The organism is Anaerolineae bacterium, from assembly GCA_013178015.1.
In the GTDB taxonomy this organism is placed as follows: Bacteria; Chloroflexota; Anaerolineae; order DRVO01; family DRVO01; genus Ch71.
On the sequence record JABLXR010000029.1, the window covers coordinates 17,927 to 38,053 of the forward strand.

Genomic DNA, 20,127 nt, shown 5'->3' on the forward strand with positions numbered 1-20,127 from the left:
AATGGGTCCTCCTGCAGTCAGGGCTACACCGCGACCGGCGCGGTGCTGCTGTCGGCCTCAAGGTGGGCGCTGAGAGAGCGAATGAGCTTGTCCAGGAGTGAGGCCAGTTGCTCGCGCTCCGCCTCTGTCAGTCCAGAAGCGAGCTGGTTCATGCGCTCGAAATGCTGAGGCGACACCGTCCGCACCAGCTCGCGACCGGCATCGGACAGGCGTATGCGGAAGACGCGCCTGTCATCTGGGTCTAGAGTACGCTCTATCAATCCCTGCTCCTCCAAGCCGCGGAGCATGGAGGAAATGGTGTTCTTGCTCACTCTCTGGCACTGGCTGAGATGGGTAGGGGAAATGCCGTGGCCTGGGCTGCGCTTCTCTTCTGCATAGAGGCGTATGAGCAGCCCGAAGCGCGGCCCCGACATGTCGCTGTCGCGCAGGTCCTGGCTGGCTATGGTTTCGTACAGGTGGGCGGCCCGACGCACCCGGCGTGCCAACTCCATGCCAGCCGTGTCAGCCCCGCCGGATAGCTCCTGGGCTAGCGCCTGGGTCATTTCCCGTCTCGATTGGCAAGGCTCAGCCTGTGTCACTTCGGACTCCGAGCTGGTGGTCGTCACACGTGGAATAGTACGACGACTCATTAGTGGTGTCAACTCCCGTGCAAGAGGTGACGATCGCAGGCACGAGCCTTCGGGCCGGGCCCTGATGGCAGGACCCTTTCGCGCGTGGGGGCGCGAACTGCTCGGGTAATGGTTGGCCGCTTGCCATGAGGACTGCGCGCCTCCCCCGTGCTCGCTCAGCCATTCGGGGGGGCTTGCTTGGGGTGCCGGATACAGAGACGACCCGGAGGATGGGAGGGGTGCGCCGGTCAGAGCGCACCCCTCAGGCATGAGGAAGTGGGTGCTTCCGGGGGATGTCTACGGGCACTCGTTACAGCGGCACTCGGGGACGTCCGGCTGGGGGAAGTAGGTGCGGGCATCGGCCCCGTGAGCCCAGATGGTGGAGTGGGTCTCCACTCCCTCGACTTCTAGGCGAAAGTAGTACTTGTTCTGGGGGTCGCGGGCCTGGCTCACGTCCACGTCGTTGAAGTCCCACACCGGGTAGACCAGGCTGCCTTCGGTTACCAGACGCTTCTTGCCGGTGGCCACCGGCTGGCTGACGCCGTTGTTGAGCGAGCGGTAGAGGATCACCTCGGGATCCCAGTTGGCGGGGACGGAGGTGTCGGTGCCGTGTACGAACAGGTTGGCGCTGACGTTGACCTGGGTAGCCTGGTCCACGGGCAAGTTGCCGTGGGGCCACACGATCTGGATCACGGCGTCGACGCTGTCGGGCTCCTGGGCCTGAGCGCTGCGGACCGGCCGCTGCTGAGGGAAGAAGGTACGGGCGTCGGCGGCGTGCGCCCAGACGTTGGTGCGGAAGTCCAGCCCCGTTTCGGTCTTGAGGAAGAAGTACATGCGGTTGGCAGGGTTCTGGGCCGCCTGCACGTCTACGTCATTGAAGTGCCAGGTAGCGGGAGACCAGTTCCAGGTGCGCCCTGCGATCCGCTCCACCAATTGGGCCGGTCGGTTGTTCTCCGCCACCCACAGCTCCAGCGGCGGGTCGAACCCACAGGGGACCTCTCGTTTGGTGCCCTGGGGGCTGAAGAGGTAGACCCCGATGTTGACCTTGTCTGTGTTCGTGCCTGGCTGCCCCGAGTGGGGCCAGACGACTTCTATGAGCCCGTCGAACGCCTCCGGCGCGCCGGTAACCGGCAGAGGGCCCTCCAAGGGCTCGTCCTTGAGGCGGGCGCCGTACATGGCGCCGGCGGCATAGCGTACCTGGGGAGTATCGCGCCAGTCCTGCCACACCACCAGGTCTTCGTATATCGCGGGAGAGTTCTGGCGGCCGATGTGACGGGTGATGGCGAACTCCAGACCTTGGGCCAGGTCGTAGCCGTAGATGTCCACGCCGGAAGGACCGTCAACGTCTCGCGCGTCCTGCCAGACGATCAGGTTGCCCCAGATGGCCGGTGCCTCCTGGTTGCCAGGCGCGATGCACACGGCGATCTCCTCGTCCTGGGCCAAGTCGCGGGCGTAGATGTCGGTGCCGGTCTGGGCCAACGAGCGAGCGTCTACCCAGGCCACTATGTCCTGATAGACCACGGGGCTGTACTCATCCCAGGGGTTGGCCGATATGGCGAAGGCCTCCTCTTCAGACAGCCGGTAGCCATAGATATCGCGCTGCTGCCCGGCCGACTGAGCCTGCTCCCAGACCACCAGGTCGCCCCAGACCCGGGGGTTGAGCTTGTACTCCGGTCCGAGGGCGACGTCGTAGGTCTCGTCCCCCGCCAGGTCGAGGGCCCTGATCTGGCTCCGGCTGTTGGCCACAGCGTACTCCATCCAGACGAGCACCCCCTGACGAAAGTCCAGGGAAGAGATGGGGTGCTGGCTCTCCACCACCACCTCCCTCTCGCCGGAGGTGAGGTCGTAGAGCTCGATGCGGCTGGGGCCGGTGCCCAGGATCCAGGCGACCTTGTCCTCCCATATGGCCAGGGACCTCAGGCCGCTGGCGTGGGATTCCTCGTTTGTGATCCGCGCGCCCGTGGCCAGGTTGAGGGCACGGTAGGCTTTGCCGCCGCCGAAATCATATGGATGGTAGACGATCCAGTCCCCGTACACGTCCATGCTGCCGGGGGTGGTGGAGTCGCCGGCGATGATGGCGAACTCCTCTGGGGTGTAGGGGCTAGCCGGGGCGGCAAGGGCGGTGCTGCTGGGCCAGATGCCGGCCAGCAGCACCAGCCCGACAAGCAGGGCGGAGATGGCCTTTGTCATCAACTTCCCTCGGGTGATCATGAGGCATTGGATGTAGCAGGAGTCGTGCCACGACGCGTCCGTGGCTAGGGCAGGGCGAGCTTGCCCGCTGCTGCCTCGCCGGCTACGTAACCGGTGGAGAAGGCGGCCTGAAGGTTGTAGCCGCCCGTGTCGGCGTCTATGTCCATCACCTCGCCGCACAGGTGCAAGCCCCCGATTATGCGGCTGGACAGATCGCGGGGATCGATCTGGTCCAGGGAGACGCCGCCAGCGGTGACGATGGCGCGGGAGAGAGGCAGGGGCCGGTCCACATCGAAGCGCAGGCACTTGAGGACCTCTAGAAGCCGCTCCCGCTCCTCGGCCACGATCCGGTGTGCCGGCTTGTCCCCCGGGATACCAGTCAGCCCGACGAAGGGTTCGACCATCTTGCGCGGCAGCAGGCCGCTGAGGATGGAGCGGTAGCTGCGGCGGCTGTGGGCCTCGAGGTCGCGCTGGAGCCGTTGCCGAAGCTGGTGGCAAGTCAGTCCGGGCTTGAGGTCTACGGCCACGCTCACTGGGCCGTTCTGGAGGGCGTCTACCACTGCCAGGCTCATGAGGAGGGTGATGGGACCGCCGATGCCGAAGTGGGTGATGAGCATCTCGCCTAGGCGGCTTTCGATGACGGGCGGGCGGGGGCGTCTTCCCCCCATGCCTCGGCCGCCCACATCGCGGTCGGGAATCAGGCTCGGTTCCACTTCCTCTGACGGGCAGGTAAAGGAGGTCAACCGCACGTTGCGCAGGCTGACCCCCTGCATGCTCCTGGCCAGGTCCACCTGGCGCACGGCCAGGGGCACCAGGGCCGGGCGTAGGGGGACTATGGTGTGGCCGAGCGCGGCGGCCATGCGATAGCCGTCGCCGCTGGAGCCGGTGCCCGGCCACGAGGCGCCACCGGTAGCCAGGACGACGGCACGGGCAGGGTGAAAGCCATCGTGGGTGTGGACACCCGTCACCCGGCCGCCCTCGATACGAATGCTCGTGACTCGAGCGCGGGTGACCAACCGGACGCCCGTGGAATCCAGGTACCGGCGCAGGGCCATCACCACGTCCCGGGAGTCGTCTGAGGCGGGGAAGATCCTGCCGCCGCGCTCCTCCTTGGTCTCGACCCCGTAGCGACGGAGAAGCGAGAGTAGTTCCTCTCGGAAGAAGCGGCTGAACGCCCCGTAGAGGAACCGGCCATTGGGGCCATACATGGCGATGAACTGGTCCAGCGGGCGGCTGTTGGTGAGGTTGCAGCGGGTCTTGCCGGAGATGAGGATCTTCTTTCCCGGCCCGTCGGTCTTCTCCAGCAGCAGCACGTGCGCGCCCAGCTCGGCGGCCCGGCCGGCGGCCATCATGCCGGCCGCCCCCGCGCCTACGACTACCACTTGATGGTCCACCGCGCCTCCAGTGGGCCTAGTGTGGCAGGAGGGGGAGCCTCGCGCAAAGGCGCCAAGGAGGGAAGGAGACAGGAGACAGAATACAGGAGACAGCGAGCTGACGGTGGATGGCAGCGCGGCGACGTCCTGCGACTCCACCTTCTCCCGTCTGCTGTCCTTCTTGGCGCCTTGGCGTGAGGAGCCGGACTTGCGTGAGCGGCGTGGGCGTGGCAGTCTACTTGTCTTTGCTGCTCACCCCAGAGTGGAGTCGGGCCGCCTCGTTCGCCCCAAAAGGGAGACACGCGATGTATTGGGCCCTGGTCCGCCTCTCTTTCCAGCGCCAGCTGGCGTACCGGACGGCCAACCTGGCCGGCTTGGCGACCAACCTGTTCTTCGGCGCCCTGCGCGCCTACGTGCTGATCGCCCTCTTCGGGGCCCAAGAGAACGTGGCCGGCTACAGCGTCCGCGATGCCATCACCTACACCGGCATCACCCAGGCGATGCTTTCCTTCTTGTCGGCCTTCGGGTGGTGGGAGGTGATTCGCTCGGTGCGCTCCGGCCAGGTGGGGACGGATCTGGCGCGGCCGGTGGACTACTTCTGGTACTGGGCGGCGCAGGACTTGGGCCGCGGTTTCTCCCAGCTTCTGATGAGGGGCCTGCCCCTCATTGCCGTCTACGCTGTAGCCTACCGTATCAGTCTGCCGCCCACTGCGGCGCACTGGGCGGCACTGCCGCTATCGCTGACCTTGGGCCTGTTGATTGGCTTCTCCTGGCGCTTCCTGTACAACCTGGCCGCCTTCTGGACGGTGGATGCCATGGGTGTGGGCCGGCTGGCAACCACGGTGGCCATGTTTCTCTCCGGCTTTCTTATGCCCATCGCTTTCTTCCCGCCCTGGGCCGAGGGTGTCATGCGCCTGCTGCCCTTTGCTTCCATGGTGAACACTCCGGTAGAGGTGTACCTCGGGGTGGTGCGCGGCCCGGCTCTGGTGGGGGCGCTGTTGGTGCAGCTGGGCTGGGCTGCCGCACTGGTAGTGCTGGCACGCACTGTTCTAGCCTCGGGCCTCCGACGGCTGGTCATCCAGGGAGGCTGAGGCATGCGCATGGCGGGGCTCTACTTGCGGCTGATCGGCGCCAGGGTGCGCTCGCAGATGCAGTACCGCACCTCGTTCTGTCTGGACGCGCTGAGTTCGCTCTTCGGCACCCTGATCGGGTTTGCCACCCTAGCGGCGGTAATCTCCCGCTTCGGTGGGATCGGAGGGTGGACACTGGGGGAGGTAGCCTTCCTCTATGGGCTGGCGGAGGTATCCTACGGGCTGATGGATCTGGTATGGGGCGGGTATGACTACGACTTCTTCTCCCCCTGCATCCGCAGCGGTGAGTTCGACCAGATGCTGTTGCGCCCCATACCACTGCCGCTCCAGATCCTCACGTCGGAGTTCGCCCTGCGACGGCTGGGAAGGGTGGCGCAGGGAGTGGCAGTGTTCGTGCTGGGCTGGCGGCTCGCCGGGGTAGAGTGGACCGCGACCAAAGTGGCGTACTTGCCGGTCGTCATCCTGAGCGCCATGGCCTTCTTTGCGGCGCTGTACGTGGTGGGATCTGCCGTGTGCTTCTGGACGGTGGAGCGGCTGGAGGTGTTCAACCTGTTCACCTACGGCGGGGCGGAGATGCTCTCCTACCCCATGCACATCTACAACCGCTGGCTAGCCCGGTTCTTTACCTTCGTGGTGCCAGCGGCCGTGCAGGTCTATTACCCGGCGCTGTACTTCCTGGGCAAGCCGGACCCGTTGGGGATGCCGGCGTTCGTGTCGTTCCTGGCGCCGGTGACGGGCTTCGGTTGCCTGGCGCTGTCGTTCGCCTTCTGGAGCTTCGGGGTGCGCCGTTACCAGAGTACCGGGACGTGAGGGCGAGACAGAGGGAGGGGCAGACGCGCAGAAGCGCGCAGGCACGTTTCCGCGTCTCCCCCTCTCGCCCTCACCCGCTCTCTCACGGGAGGGACAGGTGATTGACGCCAGGGAGCTGCGCAAGGAGTTCCGGGTGGCGCGGCATCACGAAGGGGCGCTGGGGGCGGTGCGCAACCTATTCAGCCGCGAGTTCCGCCTGGTCCGGGCGGTGGATGGGGTCAGCTTCCACGTGGGCGCCGGGGAACTGGTGGGATACCTAGGCCCCAACGGGGCGGGCAAGTCCACCACCATCAAGATGCTCACCGGGATCCTGGTGCCGACGGGGGGTGAGGTGCGGGTGAACGGGCGGGTGCCCTGGCGGGAGCGCCGGGCGCACGTCGCCCGGATTGGAGTGGTCTTCGGACAGCGCAACACTCTTTGGTGGGACCTGCCAGTGATCGAGTCTTTCGGACTGCTGCGGGACATCTACCGCATTCCGGACGACCGGTACCGCCGAAACCTCGATCACTTCGTGGGCCTGCTGGGGCTGGAGGAGTTCCTGCACACACCAGTGCGGTCGCTGTCGCTGGGCCAGATGATGCGGGCCAACCTGGCGGCGGCTTTCCTCCACGACCCCGACATTGTCTTTCTGGACGAGCCCACCATCGGGCTAGACGTGGTGGCCAAGGAGCGCATCCGTCGCTTCATCGGGCACGTCAACCGAGATCGGGGCACGACGGTGATCCTCACCACGCACGACCTGTCCGACGTGGAACGCCTCTGCCGCAGGGTGATGATGATAGATCGCGGGCGACTCCTGTTCGACGGGCCACTCGAGGAGCTGACGCGCCGGTTCGGTGGCCAGCGGGAACTGGTGGTGAACCTGTCGGAGGACTACGAGCGAGTGGAGGTGGAAGGCGCAGTGCTGGTGTCGCGGGAAGGGGCTCGGGCCACCTTCCGCTTCTCGCCCGAGGAGATCAGCGCCTCGGACTTGATCGCCCGCCTCTCGGCGCGCTACCGCCTCGCGGACCTGTCAGTGCGGGAGCCTCAGATCGAGGCCACCGTCAGGCGCATCTACGAGGAGCGGCTGCTGGATGAGACCCCTCTGGCCCAGGAGCGGCCGCAGGGGTGAGGCCATTGGGGCGGCGCACGCCCGGAACGCCGTGAGCAGTCCACCTGCTTGGCGCTGAAGGGACACCAGTGCCGACCTTGGCGGCGCTTCGCGGGTGATGCGCCTCAGTGCCACACTGTGGGCATGGTCTTGCGGGGAGCGCGCCGGATGTAGGTCATACTGGGGTACCCGACGGTGAGTACGGTCACCACTCGCTCGCCTTTGGCCAGGCCCATAGCCTGGCGCACGGCCCGGCTGGCGGCTGCTGCGGCCACAAAGCCGTTGTAGCAGGTGCCCACGCCGAGGGCCTCGGCATAGACCACCGCGTTCTGGGTGGCGATCCAGGCATCACCGACGGCCTCGGCATCGCCGCGGGGAACGGTGAAGGCGAGGATGGTGGGGGCATGGTGCAGGAGCGGATCGTGCTCTTCGTCCGGAGCGAGGACGTGCTCCAAGTTCCCCAGGAGGAGGGGTAGCTGGTCCGGGGGGCGGCCAGTCAGGCGCCAGAGCAGGCCGAAGCCGGGCAGGCGAGCCAGGGTGTAGAGCTGTCGGCAGTAAGCCAGGGTGGACTCCCGAATGGCGGAGATGGCGGTGGAGTCCTGGTACACGTGCGCCGTCACCGGGCGACGATTCTGGGAGCTGGGAGCCAAGGAGGCGGCGCGGATCATCCCTTGCAGGTGCTCGCGGGACACCGGTTCGCCGGTGTACAAGCGCCGGCTACGTCTCTCCTCCAACAGAGTCATCATCGCGTCCGGGTTGACTGGTGGGCTCCCAGATACTTCCGGGGTGGCCACTCCCTCGAAGCCGAGGACGGTGATGGCTGCTTCCGGGCAGACGGCGTAGCAGGCACCGCACCGCACGCAGAGGGCCAGGGCCGCCGTGAGAGCCGGCCCCCTCTGGATGATCCCGTCGGGGCAGGCCAGATAGCAGCGATTGCAGTGGGTACACCGGGAGAGGTTGATGGCGATCACGGCTCTGACCTGTTCAATGGAGCAAGGGAGGGCAGCCTCAGGCCACCCTCCCCAGGTACACTAGAGCAGGCTCTGGTAGTTCTCCGCTACCTTCTTGTAGCCGGCGATGATCTGATCGATGACGCCATCGGCTGGCTCGATGTAGGCGGGCAGGCGCATGGCCAGGCCTCCGAGGAGTGCCTCGGTGACGGGGAAGTCGCCTCGCTTGTAGTTGTAGGTGCCGGGGAGGATGGGGCCGCGACCGCCGCCGTAGATGTCGAACCCGCGCTGGATCAGAGGCCGGAGGTGCTCCGGGCGGTCGCGGTACCGGCCCACAGGCACGCCCTCCGCCTGCAGAGCGGCCACGTACTTATCTGGCGCCAGGCCGCCTAGCTGCTCTGGGGCGTAGAAGATGCGCAGCCCTCCGTAGAAGCCACCGTCCTGGGCCTTAGGATAGGACTCAGGGATACGGACGCCGGGGACGTCCCTCAGGGCATCGTAGAGCTGCTTGCGGTAGTGCAGGCGCCGCTCGTTGCGGTAGTCAACGCTGTCCATGGAGATGAGGCCGAGGGCCATGGTGAAGGGGTGGGCGCGCCACTTGAGGCCCAGACCCTGGTTGCCCAGCATCCGGTACTGTGGGTTGGTCAGTTCCTCTACGATGCCGGTGCGATGCAGGTGACAGAAGATAAGGATGCGCTCGTAGAACTCGCGGTTGTTGGTGGTGTTGATGCCACCCTCGCCCGCCGGGATGGGCTTGCCGAAGGGGTCAGCTCCCTGCATGCTGAAACAGGCGACGTCGGGAAGGGCACCCACTCTGACGCCATCCCAACCGGCGGGGTGCGCGTGAGCGGCATCATGGACGATGGCGATGCCGTACTTCTCCCGAAGGCGAAAGAGCCCGTCCATGTCGCAGACGTAGCCATTGAGGTGGATGGGGAGGACGGCGCGGGTCCTAGAGGTGATGCGCTTCTCCACATCGGCCGGATCCGTAAGGCCAGTCTTCGGGTCGACGTCGCAGAAGATGGGGCGAGCGCCCAGGTGGATGACGCCGGTGTAGGAGCCGATGTAGCCCAAATCGGGCACGATCACCTCGTCACCGGGGCCGACGCCAACGGCGTACAGGCCGGCCATGATGGCGTTGGAGCCATGGTCGGTGCTCAGGCAGTACTGGGCCCCGACGTAGGCGGCGAAACGGTCCTCGAACTCCTTCCCCACATCGGCGCCAGAGCCGGAGAGGTACTGCCGGTCTATGAGGTCACAGACGGCTTTCTTCTGTTCCTCGATGGGCGGTTGCCACTGCTCAGCAGTGTCGGCGGTGACGGCCTTAGGGCCGCCGTGGATGGCGAGCTTCTCGGTCATGATCTCCTCCGATGTCTCTATCGCGCGTATCGTCGGGGCGCATCCCGTTCCGCTCGGTTCCTTGCTGCGGAGCACCCCCGCCGACACCGATGCGGCGCCTGGGCACGTCACGAAGGTCCGGCCAGGCGCAATGGAGCTGGTCTATGCCTGCCAGCATGCGTCAGGGCGGTTAGCCTGTCAAGAGCCGGCGAGGTCTACAGCAGGTCCTGGTAGTGGCTCGTCACCTTGCGGAAGGCCGCGATCACCCCGTCGGAGTAGCCGGGCTCCTCGTCTATGAAGACCGGCATGCCCAGGATGCGCCCATGGGCCTCTTCGCTTATGGGTAGGCTCCCCTCCGGGTAGCCGGGGTAGTCGCCGGTGAGAGGGCCGATGCCCTTGCCGTAGATGTCGTAGCCCTCGGCGAAGAGCTTGAGCCGGTGGGTGAGCTCGTACCCGCGGTGGCTCATGTTCACCCCCTCCGCTCGCACCGCCTCCAGGAAGCGCTGCACCGGCAGCCCGCCCAGCTCCTCCGGATGGTACATCATGTGCATGCCGCCGTAGAAGCCCGCTGGCTTGGCTTTGGGATAGGACTTGAGAGGGGTGATTCCGGGTATGTCCTCCAGGGCATCGTAGATCTTCTGGCGGTAGCGGAAGCGGCGCTCGTTACGTTCGTCGAGGGAATCCATGAGTATCAGGCCCACTGCCATGGCCCAGGGGTGAGGGCGAAACTTGAGCCCCAGGTTGGTGGGCAGGAAACCGCGGTACTCGGGGTCGGTCACCTCGTCCTCTAGTCCTCGGCGGTTGAGCTGGCCGAAAAGGAGCATCCGCTCGTGGAGGTGATGGTCGTTAGTCACCGCCAGCCCGGCCTCGCCGCCCGGCACTGGCTTGCCTCCGATGGGCCCGCCCTGCATGGAGAAGCAGCCGATGTGACCGATGGTGCCCAGCTTCTTCCCGTCCCACTCTGCCCCGTGGCAGTGGGAGCAGTCCTCGATCACGGCGATGTTGTGCTTTCGGGCGATCTCCATGATGGCGTCCATGTCGCAGACGTTGCCGTAGAGGTGGACGATGCTCACGGCTTTGGTCCTGGGGGTGATGCGGCGCTCCATATCGGCCGGGTCTATCACCAGCCGCTCCGGGTCTATCTCGCAGAACACCGGCCGGGCGCCCATGTGGACGGCGGGGGCGATGGAGCAGATCCAGGTGTAGCAGGGGTGCAGCACCTCGTCACCTGGCCCCACGCCCACGGCGTAGTAGGCGGACCAGAGGGCAGAGGTGCCGTGGTCCAGGCCGTGGCAGAACTTGATGCCCAGGTAGTCGGCGAAGCGCTTCTCGAACTCCAGTGGGATGTAGGCGCCGGCAACGGAGTAGGCCCCCTCGTCAATCATCTTGCCAACGAGCTCCTTGATGCGCTCGTTGGGTGGCTGCCAGCGCTCCCTAGGCGGGACGGTTACCGCCTGGGGCCCGCCAAGGATTGCCAGCTTCTGGCTACCAGTAGTTGTTGCGCTCATCCCTGTGCCTCCGGCTTCTGCTGTCCGAACCGAACCCGATCTCTGCTCGTGGATGGTCGGCACGCATGTTCTGCCGACTACTTCATCCCCTGAATCATGATCCCCTGCACGAAGTAGCGCTGGCCTAAGAAGAAGAGCAGCAGTAGAGGCAGGATGGACACTAGCGAAATGGCCATCATCCAGTGCACCCGCTGCACCCCCAGACTGGACTGGAACAGCCGCAGGCCCACGGCGATAGTGAACTTGTTGGGAGTGTTGAGGTAGATCAGGGGACCCATGAATTCGGTCCAGTAGTTAGTGATACAAAACATGGCCACCACTCCGAGGACGGGTTTGGCTAGCGGCAAGACTATGCGGCTGTAGATGGTGAAGTAGCTGCCGCCGTCGATCCGAGTGGCGTCATCCAACTCCAGGGGAACGGTCATGTAGAACTGGCGTAGAAGAAAGATGTAGAAGGGGTTCCCCAGCCACCGAGGTACGACCAGGGGCCGATACGTGTTCAGCCATCCTAGGCGGCTAAAGATGGCGAAGAGCGGTATCAGGGTCACCTGATCCGGGAGCATCATGGTGCTCAGGACGAGCAGGAACAGGAGATTGCGGCCCCGGAAGCGTAACCGGGCAAAGCCGAAGGCCACCAGGGAGTTGGTGAGGATCTGCCCTAGCGTGGAGAGGACGGTGACGGTAATGGTGTTGGCGAAGAACCGGGGAGTAGGGAACTGCCGCCAAGCATCCACGTAGTTCTGGAAGACCACCGGGTTCGGAATCCACTGGGGTGGCCAGGTGAAGACCTGAGACTGAACCTTGAGTGACGTGGACAGCATCCACAAGAAGGGGATGAGGAAGATGACTCCGCCGGCTGCTACCACCAGGTACCGGGTCACTAGCCCCAGGGCCCGGACAGCCTGGCGAGAGGCCGTCACCTTGCGGCCCGGGCGAGTCAATGCCTTCGCGCCAGTGTGCACGTAGGCCATATCCCTACCTGCCTGCCTTCACTTCGGCCTCGTAGTAGACCCACATGGCCGAGGACTTGAACACCAACAGCGTGAGCGCCAGGATGATGAACAGGAGTATCCAGGCCAGGCCAGAGGCATATCCGAAGTGGTACTTCATGAAGGCCTGGTTGTACAGATTCAGCACGTACATGAGGGTGGCGTTGTTGGGGCCGCCCGCGGTCATGATGAAGGCGGCCGTAAACACCTGGAAGGAGCCAATGATGCCAGTGACCAGGGTGAAGAAGAGGGTCGGGGTGATCATGGGCAAGGTGATACTGCGGAAGCGCGCGATCGCGTTCGCTCCGTCGAGAGAAACGGCCTCATATAGCTCCTGAGGTACACCTCGCAGCCCGGCCAGGAAGATCATCATGCTGCCGCCTGCTCCCCAGAGAGACATGATGATGAGCGCCGGTTTGGCCCACTGCTCGCTAAAGAGCCACTTCGGCTGCGGCAGTCCCAGCCAAGCCAGCAAGGCGTTCATGATGCCGAACTGGGGGTTAAGGATCCACTGCCAGAGCAGGGCCACAGCCACTCCGGAGACCACCGAGGGAAGGTAATAAACGGTGCGGAAGAGCCGCATGCCAAAGTATTCCGCATTTAGCAGGAGGGCGATGGCCAGGCCCAAGGCGATGCCCAGGGGCACGCTGATGAAGGAGTAGTAAGCGGTGTTGGCCAGGCTCTTGGTGAACAGGGGATCGTGGAAGAGTATGTTCCGATAGTTGTCCAGGCCGACGAAGACGGTGGGGGTCATGAAATCGGCCCGGCACAGGCTAAGGTAGAGCGAGATGGCCATTGGCCCCGCCGTGAAGGCGATGAAGCCAACCACCCAGGGGGAGATGAAGAGGTAGCCGGCGATCTCCTCTTTCGCCCGCTGCGAGAGGCGCAGCGATTCTGCCACCATGGTGTCACCCCTTATCTGCCGGATGTACAGCCAAGGAATGATCCGTCGTCTGTCTGAAGGGCTCCGACCACCTGTGTAGTGCCGGGCAGGGCCGCTGAGGCCCTGCCCCGTGACTTCGCGGGCGCCGAGTGGGCGTCTCAATGCATCTAGCGCGCCCCATCAGGTCGTCTGGGCATACACCTGGCGGAGCTGCGCGGATGCCTGGGTAACCAGCTCCTCAACGGTGATGGCATTGAGGAGCATGCACTGGTCGTAGAGAGGATTCCAGATCTCGCTGAACTCCTGAGCGTTGCGAACCATTGATCGCACATCCGGGCGGCACGTCTCCATCACCTCGGAGACGCACTCTAGGTTCTTCTCCGGCATAAGCTCTTCCCAGGCCGTAGTGAGAGACCTCCTCGGTGGGGTCATGCCGATCTCGAGGTGCTTGAGGCAGATCTCGGGCGAAACCAGGTAGGCCAGGAACCGGAAAGCCTCGTCCGGGTACTTGGTCTTGCCATAGACGTGGTAGCCGTCCATGGAAGTGCGGGTGCCGACGCCGCACGGGCCCACGGGGGTGTTGATCATGTCCCAGTCGAAGCCCGACTCGTCTCGCACTAGGGTGACAATGCCTGACCCCTCGGTTAGCATGCCTGCCATCTGGGCCGTGAATGCCGCGCGCCCGCCCAACCCGGCCATCATCTCGGTCAGGCCATAGGAGCCATCCTTCCAGATCAGATCGTGAATGACCTGGAGGCCCTCGATGGTTTCTGGCTTGTCCAGAAGCACGACGGTGTCATCATCGGGGTCTACCACATCGCCGCAGTGGCTCCAGATGGAGCAGATGTCGAGACGGGTCAGTCCGAAGCCGCCGGTGATGCCGAAGCGGGGCTTGTCCCTATCTGTTAGGGCATGGGCCAAGACCCTCAGGTCTTCCCACGTCCACTCCGCGGTGGGGTGTGCTACCCCCAGCTCATCGAACATGTCCTTGTTGTAGTAGATGATGACAACGTTGAGGTATTTGGGGAGGGCAATCAACTGCCCTCTGTAGTCACAACCTTTGAGGGGGTTGGGGAAGAAGTCTTCGAGGTCCTCTCTCAGGTTGTGCCGGTCCACCGCCGGATTGAGGTCCAGCACCTGGCCTTTCTCAGCCCAGATCTTGAAATAGGAGCCGAACCCGGCGAAGACATCGGGAGCCTCGCCGCTAGCCATCTGGGCCGTGAGCTTCTCGAACCAGTCGCCTATGCCGGGCTCATAGGTGACAGTGATGTCCGGGTTCTGCTCGTGGAACATGGCGCAGATCTCGTCGTTGTACTTCTGTTCGTCGGCCGGGTCTCCCCAGCCTCCCTCATCCACCCAGCGCAGCGCCACTACTTCCTGGGGCGCTGCTGCCGGAGCCGTAGTGGCGACGGCTTCGGTAGCCACCGGCGCCGGTGCTCCGGCGCAGGAAGCCAAGCCACTTGCCAGAATGCTGGTGCCCGTCATAGCCGCGAAGGTCTTGAGGAAACCACGCCGAGACACGGTAGGCATCTCATCCCTCCTTACCCCGAACCCAAACCGGGGAACCGCGGGGCATTTCATCGGCCTGATGGTGTCTGAGTACCGGGAGCTGAGCTACTGGGTCGCCGGGACACCTCCTTTCCGGGACTGGCCGTGCCCGCCGGTGAGCGAAGTGGGCGATGTCCTGAGTCTGTCCGTGTCCGTACGAGGATGGCACTCCTATCGGCTTCGACGCACCAGCGATGGGCGAGACGTGGTTCCGGCGTGGCTGACGCGGGAGCCGCTCACCTGAGGGGCTTGCACCTGCCCCCAGAGCTAGACCGTCTTCCGGCGCCAGGCTCCGCCCGGAAGCACGCCTGGCCTGCTCGACCCGTCTACCCCTGGGGCCAGAGGGTCGTGAGCCAGAAACTGATGTCGCGGATGGCCTCACTGGCCGACGAGTCTCCCCAACGCGTCCCGTGCCAATTCCTATGGCGCCTAGCCCGGCTCGTCATGGGGCCGTGGGCACGGGGGGCGCTCCATGGCTCTCGGAGTTGCTCATACTGCATTATACTGGGGAGAGGGCTCCGCGAAGCCCTGTGTATGACAGGTTTCCGACATGTTACAGACATGTTCCGCCACCTGGCCGGCATCCGACGCGTCCGATGGCGGTGCTTGGAGGGAGCCATGTTCGTGGAGACGGGGTCTGGCGGAGCCGCAGCCGGTCTGGATCGGGCCACGCGGGAGGAGGTCCGTCAGTCCACATTCAAGGCCTTCCTGACGGCCAGCACCCTCTTCGCGGTCTGGGGCTGGTGGCACTACTACAACGGCCCGGCTTCGGTTCCGGAGCTGCGCTGGATGACCCTGGGGACCGGCCTGGCCCTGCTGTCGGTATGTGTGCTGGCGGTGGAGGGAAGCCGATGGAGCCGGCCGGCCTACCTTATCACGGTCGGTGCCGCCATCACGCTCTGCCAGTGGATGCAGATCTTCCCGCATGCCGGTTATCTCTGGGCGCTGGCCGCACTCGTCGCGGGGGCACTGGTGCACCCGGTGGCCGGCGTTGCGGCAGGGGCCCTGGGAGCGGCGGTCACGATGTCGCTCGGCGCCGGGGGGCTGCCGGAGGCCAGCGTGTCCGTCTTCGGCGGGGTGCTGGTGTGGCTGGCCCTGCGGCCGCTCTACGATCTGCTCCGGCGCTACTCGGCCCAGAGCCTGGAGGCGGTCACCCTGGCGGAACGGCTGCGCGACGAGCGGGCCAAGCTCAACCGAACCATTCGAGACCTGGACGCCTCCTACCGACTGATGGAGAGGACCAGCCGGGAGCTGGCTCTGGCGTGCAGGGAAGCGGACGCCTTACGAGACCTGAGGCACCAGTTCGCCACCAACCTCAGCCACGAACTGCGCACGCCCCTAAACATCATCCTGGGTTTCAGCCGCCTGGTCTACTCCCATCCGGAGATGTACGGCTACGACGGTTGGGGCCGGGAGCTGATGCGTGACTTGGCGGAGATCCAGCGAAGCGCCGGCTACCTGTCCCAACTGGTGGATGACATTGTGGACCTGGCTCGGGCCGATGCCCTGTCCATGCCGGTGAGGCGGGAGCCGTGCGACATCGCCGCTCTGGCCCGGGAGGCGGTGGAGTTGGTGCGCAATCTGGCCCGGGGCCGGGGCATCGCGGTGGAGCTGCGCCTCGGTGAGGCTGGTGAGCCTATCGCTGCCGATCCGGTGCGGATCAGGCAGGTGCTCTTCAATCTGCTGACCAATGCCGTCCGCCACACCGAATCCGGTACAGTGACCGTGATGGTGCGTGAGGAAGGGGACGAGGTGGTGGTTACGGTGCGGGACACCGGCCGTGGCATCCCGGCGGCTGAGTTGGAGACGATCTTCAGCGAGTTCTACCAGCTGGGGCAGCCAGTCCACGGAGAAGAGCCGGGCAAAGGGCTGGGGCTGGCCATTGCTAAACGCTTCGTGCAACTCCATGGCGGTCGAATCTGGGTGGAGAGCGAAGTGGGTGTGGGCAGCTCCTTCCACTTCTCGTTGCCCCGGATCTCCAAGTCTTTCTCATCGCCGCTCCCGGCGGCGGCACCCGCGTACGGCGCTAAGCTCCAGCCACAGGTGCTTCTCCTGGGCGACGACGGGCCAGCGGGTCACTACCTCTCCCGGCGGCTGGAAGGGTTCCAGTTCGTGCCCGTGCCTGACCTGTCAGCAGGGGCGGCGGATGGTGACCTCGCCCGAGCGTCGGCCGTGCTCATCAACCGACCTTTGTCTGGCGGAGACGACGACGGGACTGAACGGCTACTGAACTTGCTGCCGCCCCACCTCCCGGTGATCGAATGCTGCCTTCCCACGCCGGCCTGGTTGCGGGATAGGGGGCTGTTTGCCGAAGTGCTGACTAAGCCCGTGGGTTCCGACGCCCTTCTGGCAGTGGTGCATCGATTCGTGGGAGACAAGGAGAAGGCCCGGATCTTGGTGGCCGATGACGACCGCGGCTTCACCCGGCTCATCTCCCGCATGCTGAACGCCGATGGTCCCTCGGGGCTGGAGCTGCTGACGGCCTACTCAGGAGACGAGGCACTGGGCAAAGCTCGCAGCCAGCGCCCTGACCTGATCCTCATGGATCTGCTGATGCCAGGAATGCCCGGGTTCGAGGCGGCCGAGGCCATACGCGCCGACCCTGAGCTCAGTCAGGTGCCGGTAGTGGCGGTGACGGCGGCCACGCCGGGTGAGGACCGAGTGGAGGCTAGCGGCGCCAGTCTGACGGTCCTCAAGCGCGGTGGCTTCTCCCCGGGCGAGCTGACCGGTCTGCTACAGCATACTCTGGAGGAGCTCACTCGCCGGGCTCCCGACCATCCAGGCAGTCGGTAAGGGCGGCCACGAGAGCCCCTCGGGAGACGGGCTTCACCAGATGGGCTCGAGCTCCCAGAGCCTGGCTCAGTGGCGGGTCCTGGACGATGGAGCACACCACCACCGGAATGGCGGCTGTGACTGGATCGCTCGATAGCGCCCTCAACACGCTCCACCCATCCAGGTGCGGCAGCATGATGTCGAGGAGTATCACGTCGGGGCGGACGCGGGCAGCCATGTCGAGGGCCAACCGGGGGTCAGGCACCGCATGGACCTGCCACCGAGCTGGCACCAGATAACGGCGGTACAGCTCCACAGCGCCGGGGTTATCCTCCACTACCAAAACGGTTCGTGGAGTACCGGAGCGAAGAGCAAGCGACACCCGGATCTCGCCGGTATGGGGGTCCCTCTCCAGGGCCACTGCCGCACCCTGGGCCCGGGCGATGAGCGACACGTCACTGAGCTGGTCGGCCGCGACGGGGGCGGTGGACGGTACGAAGGAGACCACCACACTGGGGAAGCCGTCACCCGTCGCCACCACCAGGCGCACCGGCTCGGCGCCGGATGCCTGAACGGCCAGGCTCAGGACCTGGGCCAGTATCTGCCTCAGGACGGCCTCGTCGGCCAGGACGGTCACCGGCTCTTCGGGCTGTGCCGCCCAGACTATCGGGGTCCCGGTTCTGTTGGCCAGAGGCCGTACCAGCTCCACGGCGGAGGCTGCTGCCCGGTTGAGGTCAACGACCACCGGCTGGCTGCGAAAGGCTTCCAGTTCGTCCTGGAACACGTCCGCAGGGCGATGACCCTCCCCCTCCGTCTTGGCGGACGCCAGCCGGGTGCTGAGGAGCGATGCCAGCCTAGATTCGGCCATCCACAGGTCGCGGTGTACCTGACGTTCGCTCAGCGACAGCTCGCTGCCCACCTGCCGGGCAGTCATGTCCTCTATGTACCGCAGGGAGAGCACATCGTAGGCCCGGGACTCGAGGGAACCGAAGGGGTAACGGCGCAGCGGACGCAGAACCTCCACCGCGTTCAGGAGAAGCGAACGCAGACGCATTCCCCGCTGTTCCGGCTCTGCGACTTGCGCCACTTCGCTGAAGCGACTGGCCAGAGAGGACATCCCCAGGGCGGCGTTGTCATAGAGGGACGCCAGGGCCTCGCGCACTTCGTCCCGCGACACTGGACCCGAAGGGCCGGTTCTGCTGGGCTTGATCATGGGCGCGGTCCCCTCCGACAGCTGCTCGAGCCTAAGGGCCGAACTGGTGCATGGGGGCGCCTGGTTCGACCTCGGAGCCAACCGATGCCGTTCGGCTGGAGACGATCCCAGTATCGTCCTCGAGTTCCATGGAAGCATGTCACTGAGCTGCTCGGCGGGCAAGCCCTACCAGCGGGCGCCATCCGCCGCGTGGCGCCGATGCGCCTACGCGGCGGAGATCCCCCCAGGTCGGGGCGGTCCGGACGAATGGCGTCCGCCCCCTCTCACTGGCGCCCGTCACCTCGGGGACCGGGGCGCGCGACGTCCGGACCGACGGGGGCAAAGCGGAACATGCCGTAGTGAGAGCCGTGCATGTTGTAGTCGCCGATCTCCCAGATGTGGCGCCACATGCGTTCGGCCATCTGGCGGCACAGCGGGGCATAGCGGTGATCGAGGGCCAGGTTGGTCATCTCGTGGGGGTCGGCCTCCAGGTCGTACAACTCGTCGTAGTCGAAGCCGTTGAAGACGTACTTGTAGCGGTCCCACCAGACGATGCGCTGGGTCCAGAAGAAGCGCTGGCCGTGGAACTCGGCGAAATGGTCATCGCGCCAGTCGTCTGGGGTCTCACCGTGGAGCAGGGGGACCAGCGAGCGGGCGTGGCAAGGCTCCAGGGTGCCGCTGTCGGTCATCTCCAGGATGGTGGGGGCCAGATCCATGATGCTGACCAGGTCATCGCAGGTGGTGCCCGGCGAGGTGACGCCAGGCCAGCGGATGATCATGGGGATGCGGTAGCCCTCCTCGAAGGGGAAGACGCCCAGGCACATGAGCCCGTGGGCCCCCATCATGGTGCCGTGATCGTTAGTGTAGATGACGATGGTGTTGTCCGCTTGCCCCGTCTCCTCCAGCGCCTGGAGGGCGCGGGAGATCTGGTCGTCCACCAGAGAGCAGAAGCCGTAGTAAGCGGCGATGGTGCGGGCAAAGTCGTCCCACTCCATGCGCGCCCAGGTCTGCTTCATGCGGCGGTAGATGTTGGGCCGGTCGGCCAGGTTGTCGTGGAAGGAGGCGGGCTTGCGGATGCGGCCAGGGTCGTACCGTTCCCAGTACGGGCGAGGGATGACGCAGGACTCACCGGGGGCCGAAGTGCTGATGAAGCTGACCCAGGGCTGGCCCGAGGCAGCGGCCCGGCGCATGTAGTCTATGCCGCGGGAGTAGATGTAGTGCTCCAGGGTGGACTCGACCGGCTCGTCATGCACGCCGAAGAGGCGGTAGGGCTGGTAGCCCGGCTGCTCCACCTCGTAGTGGGGCGAGAGGCTCGCCGGCCGCGGTCCCAAGCCCATCCCACGGCGATGCTCCTCGAACGCCTCGTGCAGCCCGCCGCCGGGGCTGACGGCGTACTCCTCGAAGCCGAATCGCTCCAGCTGGTTGCTCCGCTCTACGTGCCATTTGCCGAAGTAGCCCAGCCGGTAGCCGTGGGCGTGCAGCCGCTGGCTCCACATCTCGAGGCTGGTATCCAGCTCGGCCCGATAGGGCTCCACCACATGGGTGGTGTCCACCATGCCGTGGGTGCTGGGGTAGACGCCGGTGAGGAGGCTGGCCCGGGTGGGAGAGCAGATGGCGTTGACCGTGTAGGCGCGGGAGAAGCGCACTCCCTGGGAGGCGAGGCGGTCCAGGGCAGGGGTGAGGCACTGGGAGCCGGGGTCTATGGTGCTGGCCTGCTGCTGGTCGGTCATCAGGAAGAGGATGTTCGGTCTAGGCAAGGAGGCCTCCTGGGGCGGGCACGCTGCC

At 65.5% G+C, this 20,127-nt stretch carries 15 protein-coding genes; 4 read left to right on the forward strand and 11 right to left on the reverse strand.

What is annotated here, in order from left to right:
- Positions 1 to 23: 23 nt before the first annotated feature.
- The 3 genes from HPY83_12050 to HPY83_12060 all read right to left on the reverse strand — a co-directional run bounded on the left by HPY83_12050 (position 24) and on the right by HPY83_12060 (position 4,192).
- Entirely contained in the window at positions 24 to 542 is a 519-nt protein-coding gene (locus tag HPY83_12050) for a MarR family transcriptional regulator (protein NPV08675.1), read from the reverse strand.
- 363 nt (positions 543 to 905) lie between these two features.
- Positions 906 to 2,798, reverse strand: a complete 1,893-nt coding sequence (locus tag HPY83_12055) for a hypothetical protein (protein NPV08676.1) — start codon at positions 2,796 to 2,798, stop codon at positions 906 to 908.
- A 65-nt stretch (positions 2,799 to 2,863) separates the two neighbouring features.
- A complete protein-coding gene (locus HPY83_12060; protein ID NPV08677.1) occupies positions 2,864 to 4,192 on the reverse strand; it encodes an aminoacetone oxidase family FAD-binding enzyme in 1,329 nt (442 codons plus the stop codon).
- A 284-nt stretch (positions 4,193 to 4,476) separates the two neighbouring features.
- Between HPY83_12060 and HPY83_12065 the strand changes: the two genes are divergently transcribed.
- The 3 genes from HPY83_12065 (at position 4,477) to HPY83_12075 (ending at position 7,183) form a co-directional block, all read left to right on the forward strand.
- Positions 4,477 to 5,262, forward strand: coding sequence for an ABC transporter permease (locus HPY83_12065; GenBank protein ID NPV08678.1), 786 nt, complete (start codon positions 4,477 to 4,479; stop codon positions 5,260 to 5,262).
- Between the two features lie 3 nt (positions 5,263 to 5,265).
- Positions 5,266 to 6,072 (forward strand): ABC transporter permease, encoded by an 807-nt coding sequence (locus HPY83_12070; GenBank protein NPV08679.1) that lies wholly within the window; start codon positions 5,266 to 5,268, stop codon positions 6,070 to 6,072.
- 97 nt (positions 6,073 to 6,169) lie between these two features.
- The gene (locus tag HPY83_12075) at positions 6,170 to 7,183 is read left to right on the forward strand and encodes an ATP-binding cassette domain-containing protein (protein NPV08680.1); all 1,014 of its coding nucleotides are present in this window, start codon (positions 6,170 to 6,172) and stop codon (positions 7,181 to 7,183) included.
- A gap of 104 nt (positions 7,184 to 7,287) precedes the next feature.
- Here the strand turns inward: HPY83_12075 and HPY83_12080 are convergent, their stop codons facing one another.
- From HPY83_12080 to HPY83_12105, 6 genes are all read right to left on the reverse strand, one after another.
- Positions 7,288 to 8,133 carry a 4Fe-4S binding protein gene (locus tag HPY83_12080; protein NPV08681.1) on the reverse strand — a complete coding sequence of 282 codons (846 nt, stop codon included), beginning with the start codon at positions 8,131 to 8,133 and terminating at the stop codon, positions 7,288 to 7,290.
- A 60-nt stretch (positions 8,134 to 8,193) separates the two neighbouring features.
- Positions 8,194 to 9,471: an aminotransferase class I/II-fold pyridoxal phosphate-dependent enzyme gene (locus HPY83_12085; GenBank protein ID NPV08682.1), complete on the reverse strand. Its 1,278-nt coding sequence runs from the start codon at positions 9,469 to 9,471 to the stop codon at positions 8,194 to 8,196.
- A 194-nt stretch (positions 9,472 to 9,665) separates the two neighbouring features.
- Positions 9,666 to 10,958 carry a DegT/DnrJ/EryC1/StrS family aminotransferase gene (locus tag HPY83_12090; protein NPV08683.1) on the reverse strand — a complete coding sequence of 431 codons (1,293 nt, stop codon included), beginning with the start codon at positions 10,956 to 10,958 and terminating at the stop codon, positions 9,666 to 9,668.
- A 77-nt stretch (positions 10,959 to 11,035) separates the two neighbouring features.
- Positions 11,036 to 11,929, reverse strand: coding sequence for a carbohydrate ABC transporter permease (locus HPY83_12095; GenBank protein NPV08684.1), 894 nt, complete (start codon positions 11,927 to 11,929; stop codon positions 11,036 to 11,038).
- Between the two features lie 4 nt (positions 11,930 to 11,933).
- On the reverse strand, positions 11,934 to 12,851 hold the full coding sequence (locus HPY83_12100; GenBank protein NPV08685.1) for a sugar ABC transporter permease: 918 nt from the start codon (positions 12,849 to 12,851) through the stop codon (positions 11,934 to 11,936).
- Between the two features lie 159 nt (positions 12,852 to 13,010).
- Complete coding sequence (locus HPY83_12105) at positions 13,011 to 14,360, reverse strand: sugar ABC transporter substrate-binding protein (protein NPV08686.1); 1,350 nt, start codon at positions 14,358 to 14,360, stop codon at positions 13,011 to 13,013.
- Positions 14,361 to 14,996: 636 nt separating this feature from the next.
- Here HPY83_12105 and HPY83_12110 point away from each other — a divergent pair.
- Positions 14,997 to 17,171, forward strand: coding sequence for a hybrid sensor histidine kinase/response regulator (locus tag HPY83_12110; GenBank protein NPV08687.1), 2,175 nt, complete (start codon positions 14,997 to 14,999; stop codon positions 17,169 to 17,171).
- On the opposite strand, the gene HPY83_12115 is transcribed toward HPY83_12110, so the two are convergent.
- Complete coding sequence (locus HPY83_12115; GenBank protein ID NPV08688.1) at positions 17,134 to 18,363, reverse strand: response regulator; 1,230 nt, start codon at positions 18,361 to 18,363, stop codon at positions 17,134 to 17,136. The genes HPY83_12110 and HPY83_12115 overlap by 38 nt on opposite strands.
- A gap of 263 nt (positions 18,364 to 18,626) precedes the next feature.
- Positions 18,627 to 20,099, reverse strand: coding sequence for a sulfatase-like hydrolase/transferase (locus HPY83_12120; protein NPV08689.1), 1,473 nt, complete (start codon positions 20,097 to 20,099; stop codon positions 18,627 to 18,629).
- Between the last annotated feature and the right edge of the window lie 28 nt (positions 20,100 to 20,127).